15 protein-coding genes are annotated in these 22,441 nt (G+C 37.1%); 6 read left to right on the forward strand and 9 right to left on the reverse strand.

What is annotated here, in order from left to right; translation table 11 throughout:
* Positions 1-25 precede the first annotated feature (25 nt).
* The 4 genes from ACM5QX_RS00755 to ACM5QX_RS00770 all read right to left on the reverse strand — a co-directional run bounded on the left by ACM5QX_RS00755 (position 26) and on the right by ACM5QX_RS00770 (position 4,552).
* On the reverse strand, positions 26-2,176 hold the full coding sequence (locus ACM5QX_RS00755; RefSeq protein ID WP_414751960.1) for a peptidase domain-containing ABC transporter: 2,151 nt from the start codon (positions 2,174-2,176) through the stop codon (positions 26-28).
* A gap of 388 nt (positions 2,177-2,564) precedes the next feature.
* Entirely contained in the window at positions 2,565-2,813 is a 249-nt protein-coding gene (locus ACM5QX_RS00760; protein WP_414751961.1) for a hypothetical protein, read from the reverse strand.
* Positions 2,814-2,995: 182 nt separating this feature from the next.
* Positions 2,996-3,298 (reverse strand): hypothetical protein, encoded by a 303-nt coding sequence (locus ACM5QX_RS00765; protein WP_414751962.1) that lies wholly within the window; start codon positions 3,296-3,298, stop codon positions 2,996-2,998.
* Positions 3,299-4,288: 990 nt separating this feature from the next.
* The gene (locus tag ACM5QX_RS00770) at positions 4,289-4,552 is read right to left on the reverse strand and encodes a hypothetical protein (protein ID WP_414751963.1); all 264 of its coding nucleotides are present in this window, start codon (positions 4,550-4,552) and stop codon (positions 4,289-4,291) included.
* Between the two features lie 689 nt (positions 4,553-5,241).
* Here ACM5QX_RS00770 and ACM5QX_RS00775 point away from each other — a divergent pair.
* The 3 genes from ACM5QX_RS00775 to ACM5QX_RS00785 all read left to right on the forward strand — a co-directional run bounded on the left by ACM5QX_RS00775 (position 5,242) and on the right by ACM5QX_RS00785 (position 14,432).
* Positions 5,242-7,464, forward strand: a complete 2,223-nt coding sequence (locus ACM5QX_RS00775) for an O-linked N-acetylglucosamine transferase, SPINDLY family protein (protein WP_414751964.1) — start codon at positions 5,242-5,244, stop codon at positions 7,462-7,464.
* Between the two features lie 731 nt (positions 7,465-8,195).
* Positions 8,196-8,327: a hypothetical protein gene (locus ACM5QX_RS00780; RefSeq protein WP_414751965.1), complete on the forward strand. Its 132-nt coding sequence runs from the start codon at positions 8,196-8,198 to the stop codon at positions 8,325-8,327.
* A gap of 51 nt (positions 8,328-8,378) precedes the next feature.
* A complete protein-coding gene (locus ACM5QX_RS00785) occupies positions 8,379-14,432 on the forward strand; it encodes an FkbM family methyltransferase (RefSeq protein ID WP_414751966.1) in 6,054 nt (2,017 codons plus the stop codon).
* Between the two features lie 392 nt (positions 14,433-14,824).
* Here the strand turns inward: ACM5QX_RS00785 and ACM5QX_RS00790 are convergent, their stop codons facing one another.
* From ACM5QX_RS00790 to ACM5QX_RS00810, 5 genes are all read right to left on the reverse strand, one after another.
* The gene (locus ACM5QX_RS00790; protein WP_414751967.1) at positions 14,825-15,151 is read right to left on the reverse strand and encodes a hypothetical protein; all 327 of its coding nucleotides are present in this window, start codon (positions 15,149-15,151) and stop codon (positions 14,825-14,827) included.
* 52 nt (positions 15,152-15,203) lie between these two features.
* A complete protein-coding gene (locus ACM5QX_RS00795; RefSeq protein ID WP_414751968.1) occupies positions 15,204-15,446 on the reverse strand; it encodes a CTB family bacteriocin in 243 nt (80 codons plus the stop codon).
* 162 nt (positions 15,447-15,608) lie between these two features.
* On the reverse strand, positions 15,609-15,845 hold the full coding sequence (locus ACM5QX_RS00800) for a CTB family bacteriocin (protein ID WP_414751969.1): 237 nt from the start codon (positions 15,843-15,845) through the stop codon (positions 15,609-15,611).
* Positions 15,846-16,012: 167 nt separating this feature from the next.
* The gene (locus ACM5QX_RS00805) at positions 16,013-16,249 is read right to left on the reverse strand and encodes a CTB family bacteriocin (RefSeq protein WP_414751970.1); all 237 of its coding nucleotides are present in this window, start codon (positions 16,247-16,249) and stop codon (positions 16,013-16,015) included.
* A gap of 159 nt (positions 16,250-16,408) precedes the next feature.
* On the reverse strand, positions 16,409-16,651 hold the full coding sequence (locus ACM5QX_RS00810; protein ID WP_414751971.1) for a CTB family bacteriocin: 243 nt from the start codon (positions 16,649-16,651) through the stop codon (positions 16,409-16,411).
* A gap of 562 nt (positions 16,652-17,213) precedes the next feature.
* Between ACM5QX_RS00810 and sat the strand changes: the two genes are divergently transcribed.
* The 3 genes from sat (at position 17,214) to glp (ending at position 22,440) form a co-directional block, all read left to right on the forward strand.
* Complete coding sequence (gene sat / locus ACM5QX_RS00815) at positions 17,214-18,392, forward strand: sulfate adenylyltransferase (RefSeq protein WP_414751972.1); 1,179 nt, start codon at positions 17,214-17,216, stop codon at positions 18,390-18,392.
* Positions 18,393-18,662: 270 nt separating this feature from the next.
* Positions 18,663-20,807, forward strand: a complete 2,145-nt coding sequence (locus tag ACM5QX_RS00820; RefSeq protein WP_414752245.1) for a caspase family protein — start codon at positions 18,663-18,665, stop codon at positions 20,805-20,807.
* 394 nt (positions 20,808-21,201) lie between these two features.
* Positions 21,202-22,440: a gephyrin-like molybdotransferase Glp gene (glp, locus tag ACM5QX_RS00825; RefSeq protein ID WP_414751973.1), complete on the forward strand. Its 1,239-nt coding sequence runs from the start codon at positions 21,202-21,204 to the stop codon at positions 22,438-22,440.
* Position 22,441: the final 1 nt, after the last annotated feature.

The raw sequence follows: 22,441 nt of genomic DNA on the forward strand, positions 1-22,441 counted from the left end.
TCCTAGTCCCCAGTTTTCTTAAAATTCAAGGAATTAAGAAATCTAAATGCTCTCCTGCTTTAGTCCGTAAATCTTCTATGGAACCTTGAAGTTTTAATCGTCCTTGATCTAGTAAAACAATCCAATTAGCCCGATTAATTACTTTTGGACGGTGACTAATCAAAATTGTGGTTTTGCCTTGACGATGGTGTAATAATTCGTCTAAAACTTGGGCTTCACTTACTGGATCAAGTCCGCCAGTAGATTCATCTAAAATAAGTATTGGTGGATCTGTAACAATGGCTCTAGCTATCGCTAAGCGTTGGCGTTGTCCACCAGAAATATTTGCGCCAAATTCTCCTAAAATCGTTTGATATTTATCAGGAAATCTACTAATAAATTCATCAGCCCCAGCAACTTGACAAGCTCTAACAATTTGCTCAAATGTGACAAATGGCGTTCCTAAGCGAAAGTTTTCGATAATGGAACGACTCCAAAAATGAGCATCTTGAGGAACTAAAACTACTTGCTGACGTAGACAATCAAGTGCAATATCTTGTAGGTTATATAGTCCAATCCGAATATTGCCAGATTGCAGAGTATATAAACTAGTAATTAATTTAGCGACAGTACTTTTACCGCACCCTGATTTGCCGATAATAGCAGTGACTTTACCACCAGGGATTGTCAAGGTAAAGTCTTCTAGTAAGTCAACTCTTCCGGTATAGTGAAAATTGACATTTGTGCAAATAATGTCAGCATCACCAGAGATTGTAGTAAAAGGCTTTTTCCCATCACCTTCATTTTCAGGTGTGGTATCTATGATTTCTGTGAGGCGTTGCACAGCAGTTTTTGCAGTAGTAAATTCGTCAACAAAACCTATCACAGTACCGATTAATCCTAGAAAATTTCCGTTCATTGAGTTAAAAGCTAGTAGCTTCCCAATACTCAAATTTTCTGCCGGATCAATTACTAAATTACCACCAACCCAGAGTAATGCTATCGAACCAATACCAGAAACCAAACCTGAAAATGTACCATTAATGATGCCGATTTGAATTGTACGTAAAGTTACATTAGCAAGATGACCAAAGCGACTTTGTAGTTCATCTAAAAAATGTGGACTAGCTGTGGTAGTTTTGACTGTGAGAGCGCCTTTAAAAGTTTCTACTAAAACACCTTGTGCTTCCGCATCTTTAATTAAAAGCTCACGAGTTTTCTGCTGTAAAGTTGGCAAAAATACAATCGTAGATATAGTCATAAACACAGACACAATCATGGCTACCACAGTTAGCTTCCAGCTGTAAAAGACCATGATACAGAAAGAAATAACAGCAATAAAAAATCGACTAGGTAGACTGATAACTACTTGAGCTACTAACTGGTTAATTTGGTTAATATCTCGAAGGCGACTAATAATTTCACCACTGCGTCGAGCTTCATAGTATGATAGTGGCAATTGGAGAATTTGCCGACAAAATTCTAAGACTAATCCTAATTGTAATCGTTGGGCAAAATGAGCGATCAAATTAGATTGAACCCAAGCCAGACTACCAGAAATCAAATTCATGACGAATACACCTATCGCCATAGTAGTCAGTAGTCTTGTATCACCCCGAATTAAAATATCATCAGTCAGAATTTGTAAGAGAAACGGAGAGGCTAAAGATAAAATTCCTAATAGTAAATTAAGGGGAATAACTTGGGCGATAAGACTGCGAAAATGCCAAACACGCTTAAAGAAACGCCAAAAGCCACTAACTTTGTCATCTTCCAGTTTCCAAAATAGTTCTGGATTTGGTTCTACTAACAGCATCAACCAATCTGTCCAGCCTTCGACTAAATCTTTTTCAGATAGATAACGAATGCCGACGGCTGGATCAGAAATTACACATTTTTTGCCTTTTTTACCATAGAAAACAACCCAGTGATTCCCCTTCCAGTGAATAATTGCTGGTAAACGCGCTTCATTAATTTGGTTTAAAAGTTCCGGTGAAGTTTTAACAGAACGTGCATTAAAACCTAGTGTTTCTGCACCTCGTTTTAAACCCAATAAAGTTGTACCAAATTGTCCTGTCCCTACAGCTTCACGGATGCGGTTGAGAGTAAAAGTGCGTCCATAATGTTTGGCTATCGATGCTAGACAAGCCGCACCACAATCTTCTTGACTATGTTGTTGAACGTGAGCGTATTTCATAAGACAGCTTTCTTTCAACTAAAGTAGTAAGCCATAAACATTTGATATTATCTGTAGCAGAGTGGGAATTACTTACCCTACATTTATTTCAAGAAGCAAGTATGAATCCTATATTTAAATTCTGTAATAACCTAAAACACGTCTAATTTGCATACTCAGATTTTCTGACTCATATTGCCCGCCCTAGTTATGCAAGTTAAATATATAACTGCCTATCTTAGAGGTTGTTGAGAAAGTATTATTACTAACATCACAATCTTAAGAAGCTAACCCCCCAATTCCCCGTTCTCTTGTAAGGAATTTTATGGGTTTTAAAAGCCTCTCTCCGTTTCGGGGAGAGGTTTGGAGAGGGGTTCTTATTATACTTTCAAACTTTTCAAATAATCTTTTAGGAATAACTTGAAGAATCCACTCTTCTAGTTCGCCGGAAAAGTGCATAACGGTAATCAAATATGAATGCTGATTCCCAAGCAAATTGAACTTCTTCATTAGTAACACCAGAAACCCCATATACATAGGCTGCCCCCAAAATGTAGTAATAAATATTAAGATCAAAAGTAACTGGAATATAGCCTCCACTCACAACAGCAGCTTCTTCTAAAGAGATTTCTGTAAAAAGTGGACTGTCTTTTTTCATGCTTTGGGAATAATTTCAATTTATGCAAGAGGTCTATTGTTTTTAGGATAAATACTGGAACATAACAATGCTCCAGTATTTAAGAATTTTAATGTTGAGTTAGTTACCTCTAAATCATTATTAGAAAAGCCTAAAATCTCAGCAATATCTCTGATAATTTTCAGGCAAATCCCTTAATGCTATTACCACCAGCCGCCGGAGCTAAAACCCAGCTTTGAAGCTATTAGTGATTCTTCAGGAGTTATTCCGTTAGTGTGAGTAATTGTAGTACCAATGAGTGATGTGCCGCTAAACACGTTTAATGTTTTTGCTACATCTGGTGCGTTCTGGTAAAAAACGCCAAGAGCAAGAAGGTAATTATCATAGTTATAAGAAAGGGTTGCTCCCTTTGGATAATAACCGTACTCTCCATAACTTCCACCACTAACAGTAGCAGATGTTTCAGATGAAACTTGGGCAAACAAATTATTGTTGATAACTTGCATAATTGTCACTCCGTAAAAACAATTGTTTTGAATTACTTCAAGCTAGTAGTTGATTGTCTCTTTCAAGTTGTTCAACTCGTTGCTTGCTTTAAACAATAGCTCGGAGTTAATAGCTGAGTCACTTTCACTTTCTGCAAACTTTATTACTAATTTTGCTGTAATTAATATCATAATTAAGCCAGAGATATTTCCGAAAAATACAGACACAAATAAAGCATTAATTTCTCTAAACATGAGTGAATTAAATATCCAATTTATCTACAGTCATCCGGACTGATTTATAAGAAGCGAAAGACTTAAATCCCCAACTTCTTTGAGAAGTCAGGGGTCTTGTTTCTCACGAATGATAAAGAATCGGTATAGTGCTAGCATTTGATTTTTGAATAACACGTAGGATGGGCAATGCCCACCAAAACCTTTACACGCTAAGCATTGCCCACCCTACTGATACTTGGATTTTTTCAATAATCCAATCCGATTTCTATATATGTTTTCATTTTTTTAGTTTACGCCAGAGATTAAGTAGAACGGGGTAGATAATTAAAAATTTGTAGTGAGAACTTTAGTTCTCGAAAAAGGACTAAAGTCCTTACTACGAACTCAATTCTATTGTTCTTACATTATTTCAGGACTTACGCAACTGACACGCCAGTAGTGTGCGTCAGATGTGAAAAATACTGTAATGTGTACGAAATTATTGGGGCTGACGCACCCTACAGTTAGTTTGATTATCAAACTTGCGTAAGTCCTATATTTAACATAGTTGTTTTTTTCAAGTCGTTATACTTAAATAAAAAAACTGAAACATCCAAAGATGTTCCAGTCCCTATACTTTTAACTTTCAATTCACTGAATCGTATGTGTGGCTCAATGGAGCATTCCAGAAGTGATTTTACCTGACTTGATTTTTGGCGTAACAATCAGTTATGTAAAATCTAGACATTAGGCTACATTCCAGAACCCATGAAATTTGATTCAGTTCACTCCGTTCTAAAAATCAAAATATACTTTCTCAACATTTAGGTCATGAAAGTAGAAATTGAATATAACAGACTCTTCAGATTCACTAGGTTTTTTACCTTTTGCTAAATCTTTGGGAGCTTCAGGATATCCCTTTTTTCTTTCTCCACCTTTAACTGGAGAAGGTTGATATGGATGACATGTTTTGATGGGATAAGCCTGAACTCCTCTGCTTGCACCAACTACAATTTCTTGTTGCTCAAGGGATACTTCTGTAAAAAATTGGTTAGACATGATTAAAATCTCCGTAATTTAATTAATGTCGAAGATTGATTGCCTCCAATTGGCTTTTCAAATCCTCGCTTGATTAATACAATAGCTGGTAATAAATAGCTAATTCATTCATGATTTGTGTAAACATATTTGCCAGTTTTATCTAATAAAATTACCTGATTATATAGATTAAGGTTCCTAAAAATACAGACATAAGCCACGCGTTAATTATACTAAATTTCATATAATTGAATTAAATATAAAGTTTATCTATTAAGCCAAGCATTTTATGTGGTGGACAATGCCCACCTTAGAGGTACTTAGATATTCTCTAGGACTCATACTTGATTTTTGAAATATACGTAGGGTGGGCAATGCCCACCAAAATCATGAGCCGGTGGGCATTGCCCACCCTACAGATAGTGAGAATTTTTCAGAAATCAAATCGGGTTCCTGTAATCATAAATACTATAAGTATAAATATTTAGTTTTGTGTTTTTAAAATAGAGTAATTTGATACTCAAAAATCTTCCTATTTATCCTTGAGAGCTTTTTTTAATTACGTCTACATTCATCAATACTCAAAGAAGTCGTCAGTGTAATATTTCATGCTGAATATACGTAAAAATTGCTTTTTATATCTTCCCATAGTGTATTTCAATCAATTGTGAACAGCTATATTCTTATTCTCACAGTTTTTAATAAATTTTATGCTCGATTTAACTGTTACAACTCAATGGCATCAGCGTGCTGAGAAATTCTTCCTGTCAGGAAATTACATTCAGGCTGCTAATATCTATGAAGAAGCTATTGCCGCAGAACCTGAGATTAAAGTACATTATTGCTACTTGGGTTTGATGTTACTATTACTAGGGCAAGATGCAGAAGCTAGAGAAACTTGGCTCCTAGCAGTTAAAGAAGAAACATCAGAGCAATTTGAGGCTTTTAAAGCGGAATTGTTCAAAACTCTACAAACAGAAGCCGAACGTCGAGAAGCTTTAGAAGAATATTCCGTAGCTAAAAAAATTCGCTTAATTCTGAGAGAACTTTACCCCCACGACATTCACAACTTATTAAATTTGGTACAGATTGAAATTAAGCTAGAAACCTATCAAGGCGAAAATTTACATAATTTGGGTGTAATTGAAATCCTGAAGTCTGAACCAAAGGTAGAAGTCAACTTAGAATTGTTAGTGAAGACTCTCAAGAGTATTTTAGATTATGCACCTGCACACCCATCAACATTGGATTTAGTAGAAGTCTGCTTACCACATTGCCAAAATAATCCCTCAGTTTTGCTGATTATTGTCCTGTCATCTGTGATGGAAATTTCTTACTCTCAACGATTACCTATGGTAGCAGCAAATTTATGTGAACTCTGTTTAAAATTAAGTCCTAATAACCTAGAAATTTTAGCATCTTTGTCTCATTTTTATCAACACGCTGGTCAATATAAAAAGGGTGTAGAAGCTGGTAAATTATTTTATTCTTTAGTTCAGAAATTAGTCAGTAAAGTTTTTGCTAGCCGCTTAATTCTTGGTGGATTAATCAGCTCTGGCGGGAATTGGGAAGAATCATACTCCATACATCAGAGACAAAAATCATTAATAGAAGATCTTATAAAAGAAAATCCCACAAACCTTGATTCAAGAATAGTAACAACAATAAGTTATTCTAGTTTTTTTATGCCATATCTTGAAGATAATGCTAGAGAAAACAGAAGGATTCAAAATCAATTATTACAACTTTGTCAAATAAACATAAATAATTATGCTCAAGAGCAAATAGAGAAATATAGGCAGGGTAATTTACAGCGAAGAAAGTACAAAAAATCTAACAAGAAAATAAATATAGGATATCTATCTTCTTGTCTGAGAATACATTCTGTTGGTTGGCTGGCACGCTGGTTGTTTGAATATCGAAATCAAGATAAATTCAATACAACTGCCTATTTTATTAATACTAATACCAAATTTGATCCATTACATGAATGGTACGTCAAGCACGTAGATAAATTTTATAAGTCAAATAATGCTTTTGAAATAGCAGAACAAATATATCAAGATGAGATTGATATTTTAGTTGATTTAGATAGTATTACTATAGATGCTATCTGTGAAGTGGTAGGACGGAAACCTGCACCCATTCAAGTCACTTGGTTAGGTTGGGATGCTTCAGGAAGTCCAGCAGTAGATTATTTTATTGCTGACCCCTATGTTTTACCAGAATATGCACAAGAATACTACCAAGAAAAAATTTGGCGTTTACCTCAAACTTATATAGCCGTGGATGGTTTTGAGGTGAGTGTACCTACAATACGTCGTGAGCAGTTAGATATTCCTAGTGATGCAGTAGTCTATTTTTCTGGTCAGCGAGGTTTTAAGCGACATCCCCACACAACAAGACTGCAATTAAAAATCATCAAAGAAGTTCCAAATAGCTACTTTTTGATTAAAGGAGTATCTGAAGAAGAAGGTATTAAAAAATTCTTTGAGCAATTGGCAGAAGAAGAAGGCGTAGAATTTTCAAAACTGAGATTTCTTCCCATCGATTCTACAGAACCAATTCACCGAGCTAATTTAGAAATTGTTGATGTAGTGTTAGATACCTATCCTTACAATGGAGCCACAACGACCCTAGAAACTTTGTGGATGTGTATTCCTATAGTGACACGAGTAGGTGAGCAATTTGCTGCGCGCAACAGCTACACCATGATGATGAATGCTGGAATCACAGAAGGGATAGCTTGGACTGATGAAGAGTATGTAGATTGGGGTGTGCGTTTGGGTAAGGACGAGGTTTTAAGACAGCAAATTGTTTGGAAGCTAAAACAGTCAAGGAAAACATCACCTCTATGGAATGGTAAGCAATTTACCCACGATATGGAGAACGCTTACGAACAGATGTGGCTGAGGTATCTGGAAGAACCATAAACTTAACTTGAGTTCAATAGATTCGGAATAGCCTCTCTCCATAGCTTACTTCCCGCAGGGTAACTCTCCCGACACAGAGAGAGGCTTAAAAATCTTATTTTTCCGTACTAAAATGTATATTTTTCGTCTCTTCACTACAAAAATTTGTGTTACTCAAAGTCGGAAAAATGCTGAGATATTCTATTCGATTAGTAATACATTATCTGAAGTAGGGTGATGATATGCTACCTAATTTTTTCTGGAGTATTGATATTGAAGAAAATTAAAAATCAGCCAAACTGGCCACAAAAACAATCTTGCCTTTGGTAGAGTATGAAAAGTAAAGTAATTACAGGCTTAGTTGTCTTATCTTTACTGCATCTTCAAGAGCATTTAAACCAGACTAATTTATTAAGTCTGCTACTTCCTCAAAACTATTGATTTAAGTAAATAGTTATCTTTATTTACCTGACTTTTGTCAATAGTAGTACATCGATTTTCTGGCAGGATGTAAGTAAAGACTTAACGTATTTTCACAGTCAGCTTAATTTTTAAGCATAAAAATTTTCAGGTAAAACTATATAATTAGTCGTCAAAAACAGATGCCAGAAAAAAGAATCTTAACGATAGTTTCATTTATTAGTTTCATTAGTTCATCAATTTTGCTGTTGTTCCAGTTATTCAATAGAGTCTCCAAAATTCTCCACTAATAACTAAAACTGTATCTGCTGAATCTTAGTTACAAGAACTAGTTGCAAGAACAAGCCAAGGATTATGAATTAGTTTTACAGCATGAAACTAATAATCAAACACCACTAGAGAAGCTAGTAAAACTGCATATTGTCAGACGAAATTACGAGGTGATTTTAGAGTATAAACAATAATAATAATAAGCTAAGTCAACAAGTTTAAATAATCATACAGTACTAAAAATCATGACTAATAAAACTACTAATTCCGACCTGAATAATTTAATTCCTCCCGAAATCAAAAATGATGAATTTTATAGAGATATTCAGAATATTGCTAGGAATGAAAACATTAAAACAGTTTTAGAAATTGGTTCATCTTCAGGAGAAGGAAGTACTGAGGCGTTTGTCACAGGAATGCGGCAGAATCCTAACAAACCAATCTTGTTTTGTATGGAGGTGTCAAAAGCTAGGTTTAATAGGCTAAAAAATAGGTATAAAAATGAAGATTTTGTGAAGGTTTATAATATATCATCTGTTTCTGTCGAAAGTTTTCCTGATGAACAGGAAATTATAGATTTTTATCATAACACTGATAATAATCTCAAGTTGTACCCATTAGAACGTGTTCTTAATTGGCTTCATCAAGATATTGAATATGTCAAAGAGTCTGGATACTCTAAAAATGGAATTAGAAAGATTAAGCAAGAAAACAATATTGATTATTTCGATGTAGTATTAATTGATGGTTCAGAATTCACGGGTACTGCTGAATTAGAAGAAGTCTATGGTGCAAAGTATATTTTATTAGATGATGTCACAACATTTAAAAATTATAAGAATCATCAAAAACTATTGACAGATAAAAATTATGAATTAGTTATTAATAATAACTTAGTTAGGAATGGTTACTCAATTTTTAGGAGAATTGAAAATATAGAAACATATTTTTTTGTTCATGAAATGGCTGAACAAAAACTAGTTAGCAGACTTGTTAAACCAGGAATGATAGCTTTTGATGTAGGAGCTAATATTGGTGATTATTCAGTATTGTTTAGTAAGTTGGTAGGTTCTTCTGGGCGAGTATATTCATTTGAACCTACACCGAATACATTTAATAAACTTCAAGCAAGATTATTAAACTTAAATTTTAGTAATGTTTCTCCCTTTCAAAAAGCAATTTTCTCACATAATACTCAAATAGAGTTTAATGAATTTCCAGATGAATTTTCGGCTTGGAATAGCATTGGTGTACCACAAATGTTAGATCCACAATGTTCCGAAAAATATGTTCCTATTGTGAACACTGAACTGGTAGAAGCTATAACTATAGATTCATTTTGCAAATATAATAATATTGACAAAATTGATTATTTAAAAATTGATGTCGAAGGTGCGGAAAGTGATGTATTGCAAGGTACTGTTGAACTATTAAAACTAAAAAAAATTGGGTTTATCCAGTTTGAGATATCACAGAAAATGCTGGAAGGGTTAAACCGTAATGCTAAGTCCACGTTTGATATTTTGACAAGCAATGGTTATGAATGTCATCGTATCACTTTAGACGGAGATTTTGGGGAAAAAGTAATAAATTCAAGTTCTTTTTATGAAAACTATATTGCTTTTCCTGCATTACCTATCCACTTTTTCACTATTGTCATCAACGGAGAACCATTCATCCGTTATCACATTGATATTTTTAAACAGCTACCTTTTAAATGGCATTGGCATATTGTTGAGGGTGTAGCCGACTTAAAACATGACACCAGTTGGAGTGTACAACTGGGTGGATATGTCAGTGATGAAATCCATAAAAATGGGCGTAGTTGTGATGATACTACAGAATATATAGATAAATTGGCAAAAATTTATCCAGATAACATCACAATTTACCGCAAGCCAGAAGGTGTTTTTTGGGACGGGAAGCAAGAAATGGTAAATGCACCACTCCCAAATATTAGAGAAGAATGTTTACTTTGGCAGGTGGATGTAGATGAAATATGGACTTTAGCACAGATTTGCACTGCTAGAGAAATGTTCATTAGTAACCCTAGTAAAACATCTGCTTTCTATTGGTGTTGGTACTTTGTAGGTGAGAAACTTATTATTAGCACTCGTAACTGTTATGCACAGAATCCTCAACAAGAGTGGTTAAGAACTTGGCGATTTAAACCAGGATATATTTGGGCATCACATGAGCCTCCTATTTTGGTAGAACCTTTAGCTGATGGTCAATATAACAATGTTGCATCTACAAATCCTTTTTTACATCAAGAAACAGAAGCACATGGCTTAGTCTTTCAGCATTTTGCTTATGTAACACAGGAACAGTTAAGCTTTAAAGAAAAATATTATGGTTATAAAAATGCTGTTGACCAATGGATCTGTTTACAAAATAATCATAAATTTCCAATTTTATTAAGGGAATATTTTCCTTGGGTAAAAGATGACACTCAAGTTAATATTGCATATAGATGCGGAGTTGTCCCAATTGCCCAAAAAGACAATAACAGTTGGCAATTCTTGCAGCCTGAAGAAGTACAAAAACAAATTGATAAAATTAGCAAACCATCGCCGATCATTATCATTGACGGTGTATTTTTTCAACTCTATCGAACTGGGATTGCCCGTGTCTGGAAATCTCTATTGGAAGAGTGGGCAAGAAATGGATTTTCTGAACATATTATCGTACTAGATCGTGGTGGAAGCACTCCTAAAATTTCTGGCATTAAGTATTTAAACGTAGCACTTTATGATTACAACAATACTGATGCTGATCGGGAGATGCTACAGCAAATATGTGATGAAGAAGATGCTGATTTATTTATCTCTTCTTACTATACAACTCCTATCACAACACCTTCTGTCTTCATGGCTTATGACATGATTCCAGAAGTACTAGGATGGGATTTAAGGAATCCCATGTGGAAAGAAAAGCATCGAGCTATTCAACAAGCATCTGCATATATAGCAATTTCCCATAATACGGCACATGACCTGACAAACTATTTTAAACATATAACAGTAGAAGCTGTTACTGTTGCCCATTGTGGTGTTAATACTAACTTTCTACCTGCTGAATCTGAGGAAATTAACATTTTTAAAACTAAATATGGTATTACTAAACCTTATTTTTTATTAGTTGGTGTTAGCGCCCCCTATAAGAATCTTCCTTTATTCCTCCAATCATTTTCACAACTTGCTAACAGTTATGGATTTGATATTATTTTGACAGCTAATGCCAATATATTAACATCTAAGCTTAGAACTTATACATTGGGTAGTATTGTTCATACACTGCAACTCGACGATGAAGAGTTAGCCATTGCTTACTCTGGGGCTGTTGCTCTGGTTTATCCTTCTATATATGAAGGTTTTGGAATGCCTTTAATAGAGGCAATGGCTTGTGCGTGTCCTGTAATCACTTGTCCTAATTCCTCAATTCCAGAAGTAGCTGGCAACGCAGCAATATATGTAAATCATGATGACGTAGAAGGACTAGCAGATGCACTTTGCGAAGTGCAAAAACCCCATATTCGTAAAACCTTGATTGCTGCGGGTTTAGCACAAGCCAAAAAGTTTTCTTGGTCAACAATGGCCAAGACAGTAAGTTCCGCTCTCATTGATGCGTCTATTCTACATTTCAACCTCAATGAGATTAATTTAATTGCTTTCCCAGATTGGTCACAGTCAGAGGAGTTAATCAGAGCAGATTTAGAAAAAATAGTAAAAACACTGGCAACATACCCTACTACTCAAAAGCTCACACTAATTATCGACACAACTGATATTAATATTGAGGATGCTGCCATCTTGATATCTAGTGTGGTTAGAAATCTGCTAATGGAAGAAGATTTGGATATTAATGAGAGATTAAAAATTTCTTTATTAGGTGATTTGGCTGATATTCAATTGAAAGCATTAGTGCCTCATATCAACGCAAGAATTATTCTGGAAAACGAAAGTAAAAGGGCAGTAGCAAATTTGCAACGAATTATTGATGAATCAACTAAAACAGATTTATTAATAGGACAATTTAAAGTTGATGAATTTGTTGAAAGATTTCAACTAAATAACCTTCCATCTAACTCTAGGGAAAAATATAAGAAAGATATATTTTCTCAATCTGACACGGATGAATTATGCCTATTGAGAAGACAAATATCAGAATCATTACTAAATACACAAAACAGTCAGCTTGAAAATTTATATTTATCAAAATATACTGAGGTTCATAAATCAATATTAAATAATGGAGTTAAACATGAACCATTAACGGAGAATGAACAGATTTTTGTTAACAGAATCTTAGAAAAACTTGCTAAAGAATTTGATGAATTCAATACTATTCAATATCTTTTAGCAGCAATGCTCTACTGTTGTCCTCACCAGTTACCCCTATCATATGAGCTAAATCAAATTCCCTGCTGGCTACTTTCTGATTTTCTTCAATTTACTTTGAAATCTCCTCTTTATTTTCAGGAGATAGGCGAGATAGATAAATACTATCAATATATAGAGCATTGGATTAATTATCTCCACACAAACATTCTTAATAATATTTTGTCTAAATCTTGGCAATCTATTGCTGCGTATTTTGCAAATATAGCAAATTTTACTCCTTTGTATTTTAATAAGGAAAACTTAAGAGATATCTATACCAAACGTGCAGATGTCATAGAGTTATACTTACAACAAAATGGTCATTCTACCGAATATAGTTTTTCAGCGAGATCTCCAGAAAGAACAAAAATTAGACTGGGTATTATTGCTAGCCATTTTCTCCCACACACAGAAACGTTTGCTACTTTATCACTATATAAATATTTAAGTAGAGATTTGTTTGAAGTAATACTTATTACTGAACATACGAACAACCATCGTTTAGAAAGACATTGCGTTGGTCATGCAGACGCTATTATTAAACTTCCAGAAGATTTAGTTTGCCAAGTGCAAACTATCAGAGAGTTAGACCTTGATATCTTATTCATTGCAACAAATATTACCGCAGTTACCAATCAAATTACTTTGCTTTCTCTGCATAGACTAGCTCGGATACAAATAGTTGATGCTAATTCGCCTGTAACAACAGGTATGCGTCATATAGATTATTATATTTCGAGCCAGCTTTCTGAAACTCAAGAGAATGCCCAACAGCATTATAGAGAAAAATTAATTACATTAGATTGCCCTCCCCAATGTTTTGATTTTGCAACAGAAGAACAAATAGTTGCTACAGAAAATATTACTAGGGAAAGTTTTGGTATTGACAGAAGTACAATAGTTTATGCTTCTGGAGCTAATTACTACAAAATAATTCCAGAGCAAGAAGTAACTTGGGCAAAAATAATTGCTAGCGTACCTAATTCTGTACTGCTACTTTATCCGTTTAATCCTAACTGGTCATCTTCCTATCCTTGCATTGCATTCCGTAAGCGCATAGTCAATACTTTTGCTAAATACGGTCTTAGTGAAGATAGGTTACTAATTCTTGAACCAGCACCCAACCGTGCTGATGTTAAAGAACGTTTGAAACTGAGTGATATCTATTTAGACTCCTATCCTTATTCTGGTATGACTTCACTAATAGATCCGTTAGAAGTTGCTTTACCAACGGTAATAATGGAAGCCGAACCTTCTCGCTCTCGCAAAGCAGCATCACTTTTAAGACAGCTAGAAATATTTGATTTAATTACAGATAATGAAGCAGATTATATTCAACTAGCCGTTACTTTGGGAAATAATACTGAGTTACGTCAACAAAAGAGTTCCCAAATCAAAACTGCAATGCAGAGTAAAGCTAGTTTTCTAGATAGTCGTTCTTACTCAGCTAAAATAGGAACTCTATTCCAAGAACTTTTTAGTAACTATATTGCAGATAGTGTAAGTCATCGCCTACCTTTAGGAGATATAAACCTAATTATTTTCCCTGATTGGTCACAACCAGAAGAGTTGATCCGTTCAGAATTGAAACAGGTGATTAAAACTGTATCGACTCATCCTGATAGCGGAAAAACTATGTTGATGATCAACATTATTAATGTTGCTGTTGATTATGTTGAACCTTTGTTATCGTCTATAACCAATAATCTACTGACACAAGAGGGTTTAGATGTGACCGAGAGATTAGAAATCGCTTTGGTGGAAAGTTTGGGTGATGTTCAATGGAAGGCTTTACTATCTCGCCTTCATGGACGAATTGTTTTGGAACATGAAAATAAAAACGCAATCAGACAAGCTAAAGCAGAAACTTTGTTAACTTACGAATTAGAAACCCTTACCCAGGTGCGAGAGGAATAGTCTTTTTTACCTGAATCAAAGGTAACTGTTAAGCTTTTGATGTCTTCATTTCAATCTAAGTTTCACTAGCTTCAATATTACCAATCTGCCTGATTTTGTCCTGAGGGAGTGTTGTATTAGAAAAACTGGAACATCAGATGATGTTCCAGTAATTACGGAGTGAACAAATCTATCAGATTGACAAACTAAGCATTTCTATTGAATGGATTGAGATTAGTTTGTCAATTTCTTCAAGTATTGATTGTTTTATATGTATTCAATATTTGTATATATGCAGTAGCAAGAAATGCAAATTTGTGCAAAAGCAACTACAAGCACATAACTTTTTAGAATGCCCTTTGCTTGTACTGCTATAAATACCTTGTAGAGAAATTGAGATAAACCGATAGAATTTACATCACCTCAAAATAATTACCAAATGAGCTTTCAGCATCATCTTTATAAGATGCGATAACTAGAGTTATTTGTGTGTAGTGATATATAGTTTCTTGGTATGATGTAATTGTTTGATCACCCTCTGTAGCACTCATTTGACTTTTGGCAGTAGTTAAAAGATTGGTTATTTGCATAAAAATGTTAGAGTTGGGAAATAAATAACCACCACATACACTTTCTTGTTCTTGTTCGGATAAATCTTGAAGATACTGAGATTTTTTGAAGTTGATATTTTGAGACATAGTTGTATTTACCTGCTCATAAATTTGCTGTTTGTTTGTCATAGAGTCGCGCAAATTTGCGACCCTACAGCTTATGTTTCAACTTATAACTGGATTATTTTTCTGGCCATGACCAAATTTTGTCAGCATCTAGAGCTAATAAAGCCAGTCCAGCAGTCTTAATTCTCATGGAGCTACCGTTAGAGAAAGCAGTGCTACCGTTAGGGCCGGAAGTTGTAGCACCATTTAGTGAATTGCGATAAGTCTCGTAGAAAGTAGCATCGAGTTGAAAATCAGTACCACCAGTAACAACTGCTTGTTGTTTATCAGATAAATTGATAAATAATTGACAAGACATCGCTGATAACCTTGTATTTTTGATGGACTTAGTTATTCGTAAAGTGAGTGGTAGAAGGAATTAGAAAAATAAGATCAACTAATTCCTTCATGACTATGCAGATGCCATCAAACTCACTTGTTAATTGATTAGTTGATGTAGTAGCTCAACGTAATCACTGGATTAAGCAATGCTTAAAACTTCGTCTGCACCTAAAGCTAGGAAGGCTATACCAGCAGTCTCAACCTCGGTAGAGCTACCATTAGAAGCAGCAGTGCTTCCGCCAGGGCCAGAACTTGTATTACCATTTAATATATTTTGCTGTGCTTTATAAAAGGTAGCATCAAGTTGAAAATCAACACCACCAGCTACAAATGCTTGCTGTTCGTCGGATAAGTTAATAAACAATTCGTGAGACATAACTGACAACCTCGTAGTTTTAATGGAATTAGTTTGCTTATTCGTAACGTGAGTTCCAGAAGGAATTAAGCACATAACAACTGCTAATTCCTTCTTGGCTATACAAATTTCATCCAACTCACGTATTAGTTGATTAGTTGATGTTGTGAATCAACGTAATCACTGGATTAAGCAATGCTTAAAACCTCGTCTGCACCCAAACCCAGGAAGGCTATACCCGCAGTCTTCACATCGGTGGAGCTACCATTAGAAGCAGCAGTGCTTCCACCAGGACCAGAACTTGTATTACCGTTTAATATATTTTGCTGCGCTTTATAAAAGGTAGCATCAAGTTGAAAATCAACACCGCCAGCTACAAATGCTTGCTGTTCGTCGGATAAGTTAATAAACAATTCGTGAGACATAACTGACAACCTCGTAGTTTTAATGGACTTAGTTTGCTTGCTAGTAACGTGAGTTCCAGAAGGAATTAAGCACATAACAACTGCTAATTCCTTCTTGGATGTACAAATTAGATCAAACTCACGTATTAGTTGATGTTGTGAATCAACTTAATTGCTGGATTAGTGCAAATCTAGAACGTCATCTGCACCCAAAGCTAAGAAAGCTAGACCAGCAGTCTTAACCTTAGTGGAGCTACCATTAGAAGCAGCAGTGCTACCGTTAGGGCCAGAACTTGTAGTACCATTCAACACGTTTTGCTTGGCTTCATAAAAGGTGAAGTCGATTTGAAAATCAGTATCCTCTCCACCTTTAACAACTGCTTGCTGTTCATCGGATAAGTTAATAAACAATTCGTGAGACATAACTGACAACCTCGTAGTTAATAATTTAAATTGACTGGAAGCTCTGAGTTGATTACCTGTTTTGTTTCCTCAACTCGTTGCTTGATTAACACAATAGTTGAAAAGCAATAGTTAGTTCATTTGTAATTAATGCAAACTTTTATTCTCGGTTATCCAGAATGAATCTCAGGAATGAGTAAATATAAGTCACGAAAAAATTAAGGTAGAATAATGCTGATTTAATAATTATTTCTAGTAGATGAATTATGTACAACTTACTGTTTTAACAAAATAATACACAGTAGATTTCTAGGTGTAACAAACTTTCTTCCATGAATAAAACAGGAAGACTCCTGAAAAATACATAAGAAAATTCCTAATCACAGCACAATACGGTTCAGTTAGAGTTAAAAACCTGATTTTGTGTGGATTGCTTTCAGGAACGAAACTTAAACTACAATTCAAGTTGAAAAACACGCATTCGTTTCCCAAGGAGACAAACTTTTTTTTCTCTGTACCAGCATTTTGATAAGTTAGTACATAGTTTGCAACAATTGTAGTTATCGCTAAGAGGGGATTGAAGTTGAGTCAGCATCCAGAGGCTATTGCCGCGCACGGTGGACAGTTGGTTAATCGCGTAGCCACACCAGCACAAAGAGAAGAGTTTATTTCCAAAGCTGAGTTTCTGCCCCGCGTACAACTTGACGAACGGGCAGTTTCCGATTTAGAAATGATTGCGATTGGTGGTTTTAGCCCACTAACTGGTTTTATGAACCAAGAAGACTACGATCGCGTGGTTTCGGAAATGCGCTTGGCTAACGGTCTTGTATGGTCGATACCAATTACACTATCGGTCAGCGAAGAAGTAGCTTCCTCTTTACAGGAAGGTGGCTTAGTTCGTCTGGATAATCCCACAGGTGACTACATTGGGGTTTTGCAACTCACGCAAAAATATCGCTACGATAAAACTCGTGAAGCCATCAACGTCTACCGCACAGATGATGCCAAACACCCAGGGGTGCAAGTGCTTTATAACCAAGGCGCTGTGAATCTGGCAGGTGACATTTGGTTACTGGAACGCAGTTCTCATCCTCTATTCCCTGATTATCAAATTGACCCAATTGCTTCACGGCAAATGTTTAGAGACAAGGGTTGGAAAACCATAGTTGGCTTTCAAACCCGTAATCCCATTCACCGCGCCCATGAATATATTCAAAAGTGTGCCTTAGAAACCGTGGACGGTTTATTTTTACATCCCCTCGTAGGCGCAACCAAAGAAGATGATATTGCAGCTGATGTGCGGATGCGCTGTTATGAAATTTTGCTAGAACACTACTACCCCGAAGATAGGGTGATATTGGCAATTAATCCCGCCGCCATGCGTTACGCTGGCCCCCGCGAAGCAATTTTCCATGCTTTAGTCCGCAAAAACTACGGCTGCACCCACTTTATTGTTGGGCGAGATCACGCGGGAGTCGGTGACTACTACGGAACCTATGATGCTCAATATATCTTCGATGAGTTTGAGCCTGGTGAGTTAGGCATTGTACCCATGAAGTTTGAACACGCCTTCTACTGCACCCGCACCAAACAAATGGCGACCACCAAAACCAGCCCCAGCAGACCAGAAGAACGAGTTCACCTATCGGGAACTAAAGTTAGAGAAATGCTGCGTCGCGGTGAATTACCACCACCAGAATTTTCTCGTCCTGAAGTAGCAGCCGAATTGGCGCGGGCTATGCGAGTTCAGGTGTTGGCGTAGAGATTGGGGACTGGGAATTGGGGATTTCTCGCCCTGCCCCTGCCCCAAAATGATTCTAGGTAACGCGATGTGCGATTTATTTTTGAAACCCCTCTCCAAACCTCCCCGAAGCGGAGAGAGGCTTTGAATCTTACTTCCCTTCCCTGCGAGGCAAGGGGTTGGGGGTTAGGTTTGAGAGAAAGTTGCACACCGCGTTAGGCAAATTATGTTTACACTCCAGTCCTCAGCCCTATAAGCTGTTAGCTGACGAGCTGAGGACTGATGGTTTTTATGAAACGTCGGACTTTTGTACAACGGATTGGCTCAATACTGGCGGTGTTGGGTGTGGCTGAAACTGAGTGGTTAACGATGAATAATCACTATTATCAAGCCTTAGCACAACCTACACCGCGAAAGTTAGCATTATTAATTGGTATCAATCAATATCGGAAAAGTTCTTCACTTAGTGGTTGTCTGACTGATGTGGAACTACAAAAAGAACTTTTAGTGCATCGGTTTGGCTTTCAAGCTACTGATATTTTGACGTTAACTGAGGAACAAGCAAGTAGAGAATTTATTGAAGCAGCTTTTTTAGATCACCTGGTCAAGCAAGCTAAACCGGGGGATGTGGTGGTTTTTCACTTTAGCGGCTACGGTACTCAGTTACCAGTAGAATCGGATACGCTACAAAATGCTTTAGTGACAACTGATGAAAATCAAGAAGCACAGGATTCTCAGATAGCTAATTATTTATTAGAAGATACATTATTATTATTGTTGCGATCGCTCCCTACAGATCATGTCATGGCAGTGCTGGATACTAGCTATACTGTTCCCAGTGTTACCCAGCCAGCAGGTTTAAAAATCCGCGCCCGTCAAGAGTCACCTGGAACGCGGTTAACAGCAGCAGAAATCGATTTTCGCCAACAAATCAAAACCCCAACCCCTGAATTTAGCCCGGCTGTTATCCTATCCGCTACATCAGACCCCCAGCAGTCGGCTAGGGAAATATTAATGTCTGGGTTTAATGCAGGTTTATTCACTTATGCTCTAACGCGACAACTTTGGCAGTCAACACCAGCAACAACAATTAGAGTCAGTCTCTCCCATGCGGCAAGTTCTATCCACCAATTGGGAAGTAAACAGCAACCAAAGTTATTAACTAAGAAGAAAAATCAACTGGGAGTGGTAACTGTTGAAAATTTACTATTAGATAGCCATGCTGGTGCAGAGGGAGTGATTTCGTCCATAGAAGAAGATGGAAAGACAGTGCAAGTATGGCTAGGTGGATTACCTGCACAAGTTTTAGAAAATTACGGTGCTAATTCTAAATTTACTCTAGCAACCGGAGAACAGTTAATATTGCGATCGCTTATGGGATTAACGGCTAAAGCCCAAGTCTCTAAACTTGCAGAAACGCTTCCCCTACAAGTAGGGCAACTTATTCAAGAAACTGTACGCGTATTGCCCCGCAATCTTAATTTGATATTAGCCTTAGATACTAAACTAGAAAGAATTGAGCGAGTAGATGCTACCAGCGCCTTTGCTAGTGTTGGTCATATTTCCACTGTAGTTGCAGGAGAACAACCAGCCGATTATTTGTTTGGGAAACTGCCACAAACCCCCAGCCGCTACGGTCTGTTTACTTTGGATGGTGAACTAATTCCCAATACAGATGGGGGAGTTGGGGAAGCTGTGAAAGTAGCAGCCCAGCGATTATCATCAAAATTATCCACTCTTCTGGCAGCTAAATTATGGCGACTGACAGAAAATCAAGGATCTTCCCGATTACCCGTCAAGGTAAATTTAGAGGTTGTTAATAGCATATCGCCACAGGCAATACTGCAAAGAGAAACCACAAGGACAATCTCTACTGAAACAGTTACAAAAAAATCACTCCCCACTCCCAACCCCCCACTACCAATTCCCATCATCCCTATTGGTAGCCGGATACAATACCGCATCCAAAACTTAGGCGATCGCCCCATATATTTTATGCTATTGGGATTAAAGAACAATCGTAGTGCGATCGCATTTTATCCTTGGCAAACCCCCCAAGAACCCAACAATTCAGAAAATCAACCCCAACTCCAACAAGTAGTTATTGCCCCACACGAAACCGTAACTCTACCACAAACAACACCTACATCAGGCTGGGTAACTTCCGGCCCCGCTTACGAATGCGAACACCAACTGATTTTTAGCACAGCACCCTTTAACGCCACCCTAGAAATCTTAGATAATGCCAAATATTCCACAGCCGACCAACAACCGATAGCTACATTAATCAATCCTTTAGAAGTGGGACAAGCGCTACTAAAAGATTTACATAACAGCAGTGCAGTCAAAACAGAAACAACCACCACAGCTACAGATTCTTATGTATTAGATATAAATAACTGGGCAAGTCTCAACTTTAGTTTTCAAGTAGCGTAAGAGGTTATTTATAAAGCAAAAATAAGATTGTTGTAGGGTGTGTTAGGCGCTCATTTCCCTGATGATTGGTCACAAAATAACTATCCTCGCGCCTAACGCACCGCCGGATGGTGCGTTACGGCTAAATTTTCTTGTCTCTGAGTCCCAAATCCTTTCATAGCCGTAACACACCCTACTTAATATTTACTGGGCAAGTCTCAATTTTAGTTTTCAAGTAGCATAAATCAATTCAAAATTCAAAATTAATGAACCATTTGTAGAGACGCGATTTATCGCGTCTCCACCCCATGATATGTTGCAATCATTAATTAAATTGGTATAAGTTAAGAAAAACCCCCACACCCCTACACCCTCAAACCCCTACACCCCTATCCCCTTACACCCCCAAACCCCCATGCCATCAGTCAGGGATGCAGCAGATATTATTTTTAATCTAGTACCAACCCTAGATAGTCAACAAGACACAGAAATTGTCGATTTATGGGCAGCAAATGGGCGCATTTTGGCAACACCTATAAATAGCCCCCTAGATTTCCCACATTGGGACAATTCAGCGATGGATGGCTACGCGGTACGTTATGCAGATGTACAAAACTCCCACGCCGAACAGCCAGTTAGCTTAGAAATTGTTGCAGAAATTCCCGCAGGCTATCAGCCCAAATTTACCCTACAACCAGGACAAGCCGCCCGAATCTTTACTGGCGCAGTTATGCCCAGTGGTGGGGATACTGTAGTCATGCAAGAGAAGACACGCCCAGAGAATAACCGCGTGCTTATCCTCACAACACCAAAACCAGGGGAATTTGTCAGACTGAAAGCAGCTTATTATCAAGCCGGGACACAATTATTACCAGCCAATATTAAATTAAATGCAGCCGAAATTGCCATATTAGCCGCTTCTCAATGCCCACAGGTAAAAGTTTACCGCCGTCCTCGTGTAGCAATTTTTTCCACTGGGGATGAATTAGTCACCCCTGACCAGCCTTTACAACCAGGACAAATTGTCGATTCTAATCAGTATGCCCTAGCAGCTTTAGTCGAGCAAAGTGGCGCAGAACCCATATTATTAGGCATTGTCAAAGACAACCCAATAGCCCTTAAAGAAACCATCACCAAAGCCATAGCTAACGCCGATATCGTCATTTCCTCCGGCGGCGTTTCCGTAGGTGATTATGACTACGTTGAGAAAATTCTAGCTTCCTTAGGCGCTAAAATTCACATCCATTCTGTAGAAATGCGCCCAGGCAAACCCCTCACCGTCGCTACCTTCCCCACACCCCAAGCCCCCATTTACTTCGGTTTACCAGGGAACCCGGCGGCTGTTTTGGTAACATTTTGGCGATTTGTGCAACCAGTAATTCAAAAATTAGCAGGATTAGCTCAAGGTTGGGAACCAGTTTTTGTAAAAGTGCGATCGCATGATGAGTTACGCTCAGATGGTAAGCGGGAAAGTTATATTTGGGGAAGTCTGCATCTAATTGATGGATTATACGAGTTTCACAAAGCTGGCGGCAGCCATAGTTCTGGTAATTTGATGAATCTATCTCAAACTAACGCTATAGCTGTTTTACCACTAGGTGAAACATTCATTGCATCAGGGGAAGATGTATTAGTTTTACAATTACCAATTTAAC

Origin of the sequence: Anabaena sp. CCY 9910 (assembly GCF_963920875.1) — a bacterium.
In the GTDB taxonomy this organism is placed as follows: domain Bacteria; phylum Cyanobacteriota; class Cyanobacteriia; order Cyanobacteriales; family Nostocaceae; genus Trichormus; species Trichormus variabilis.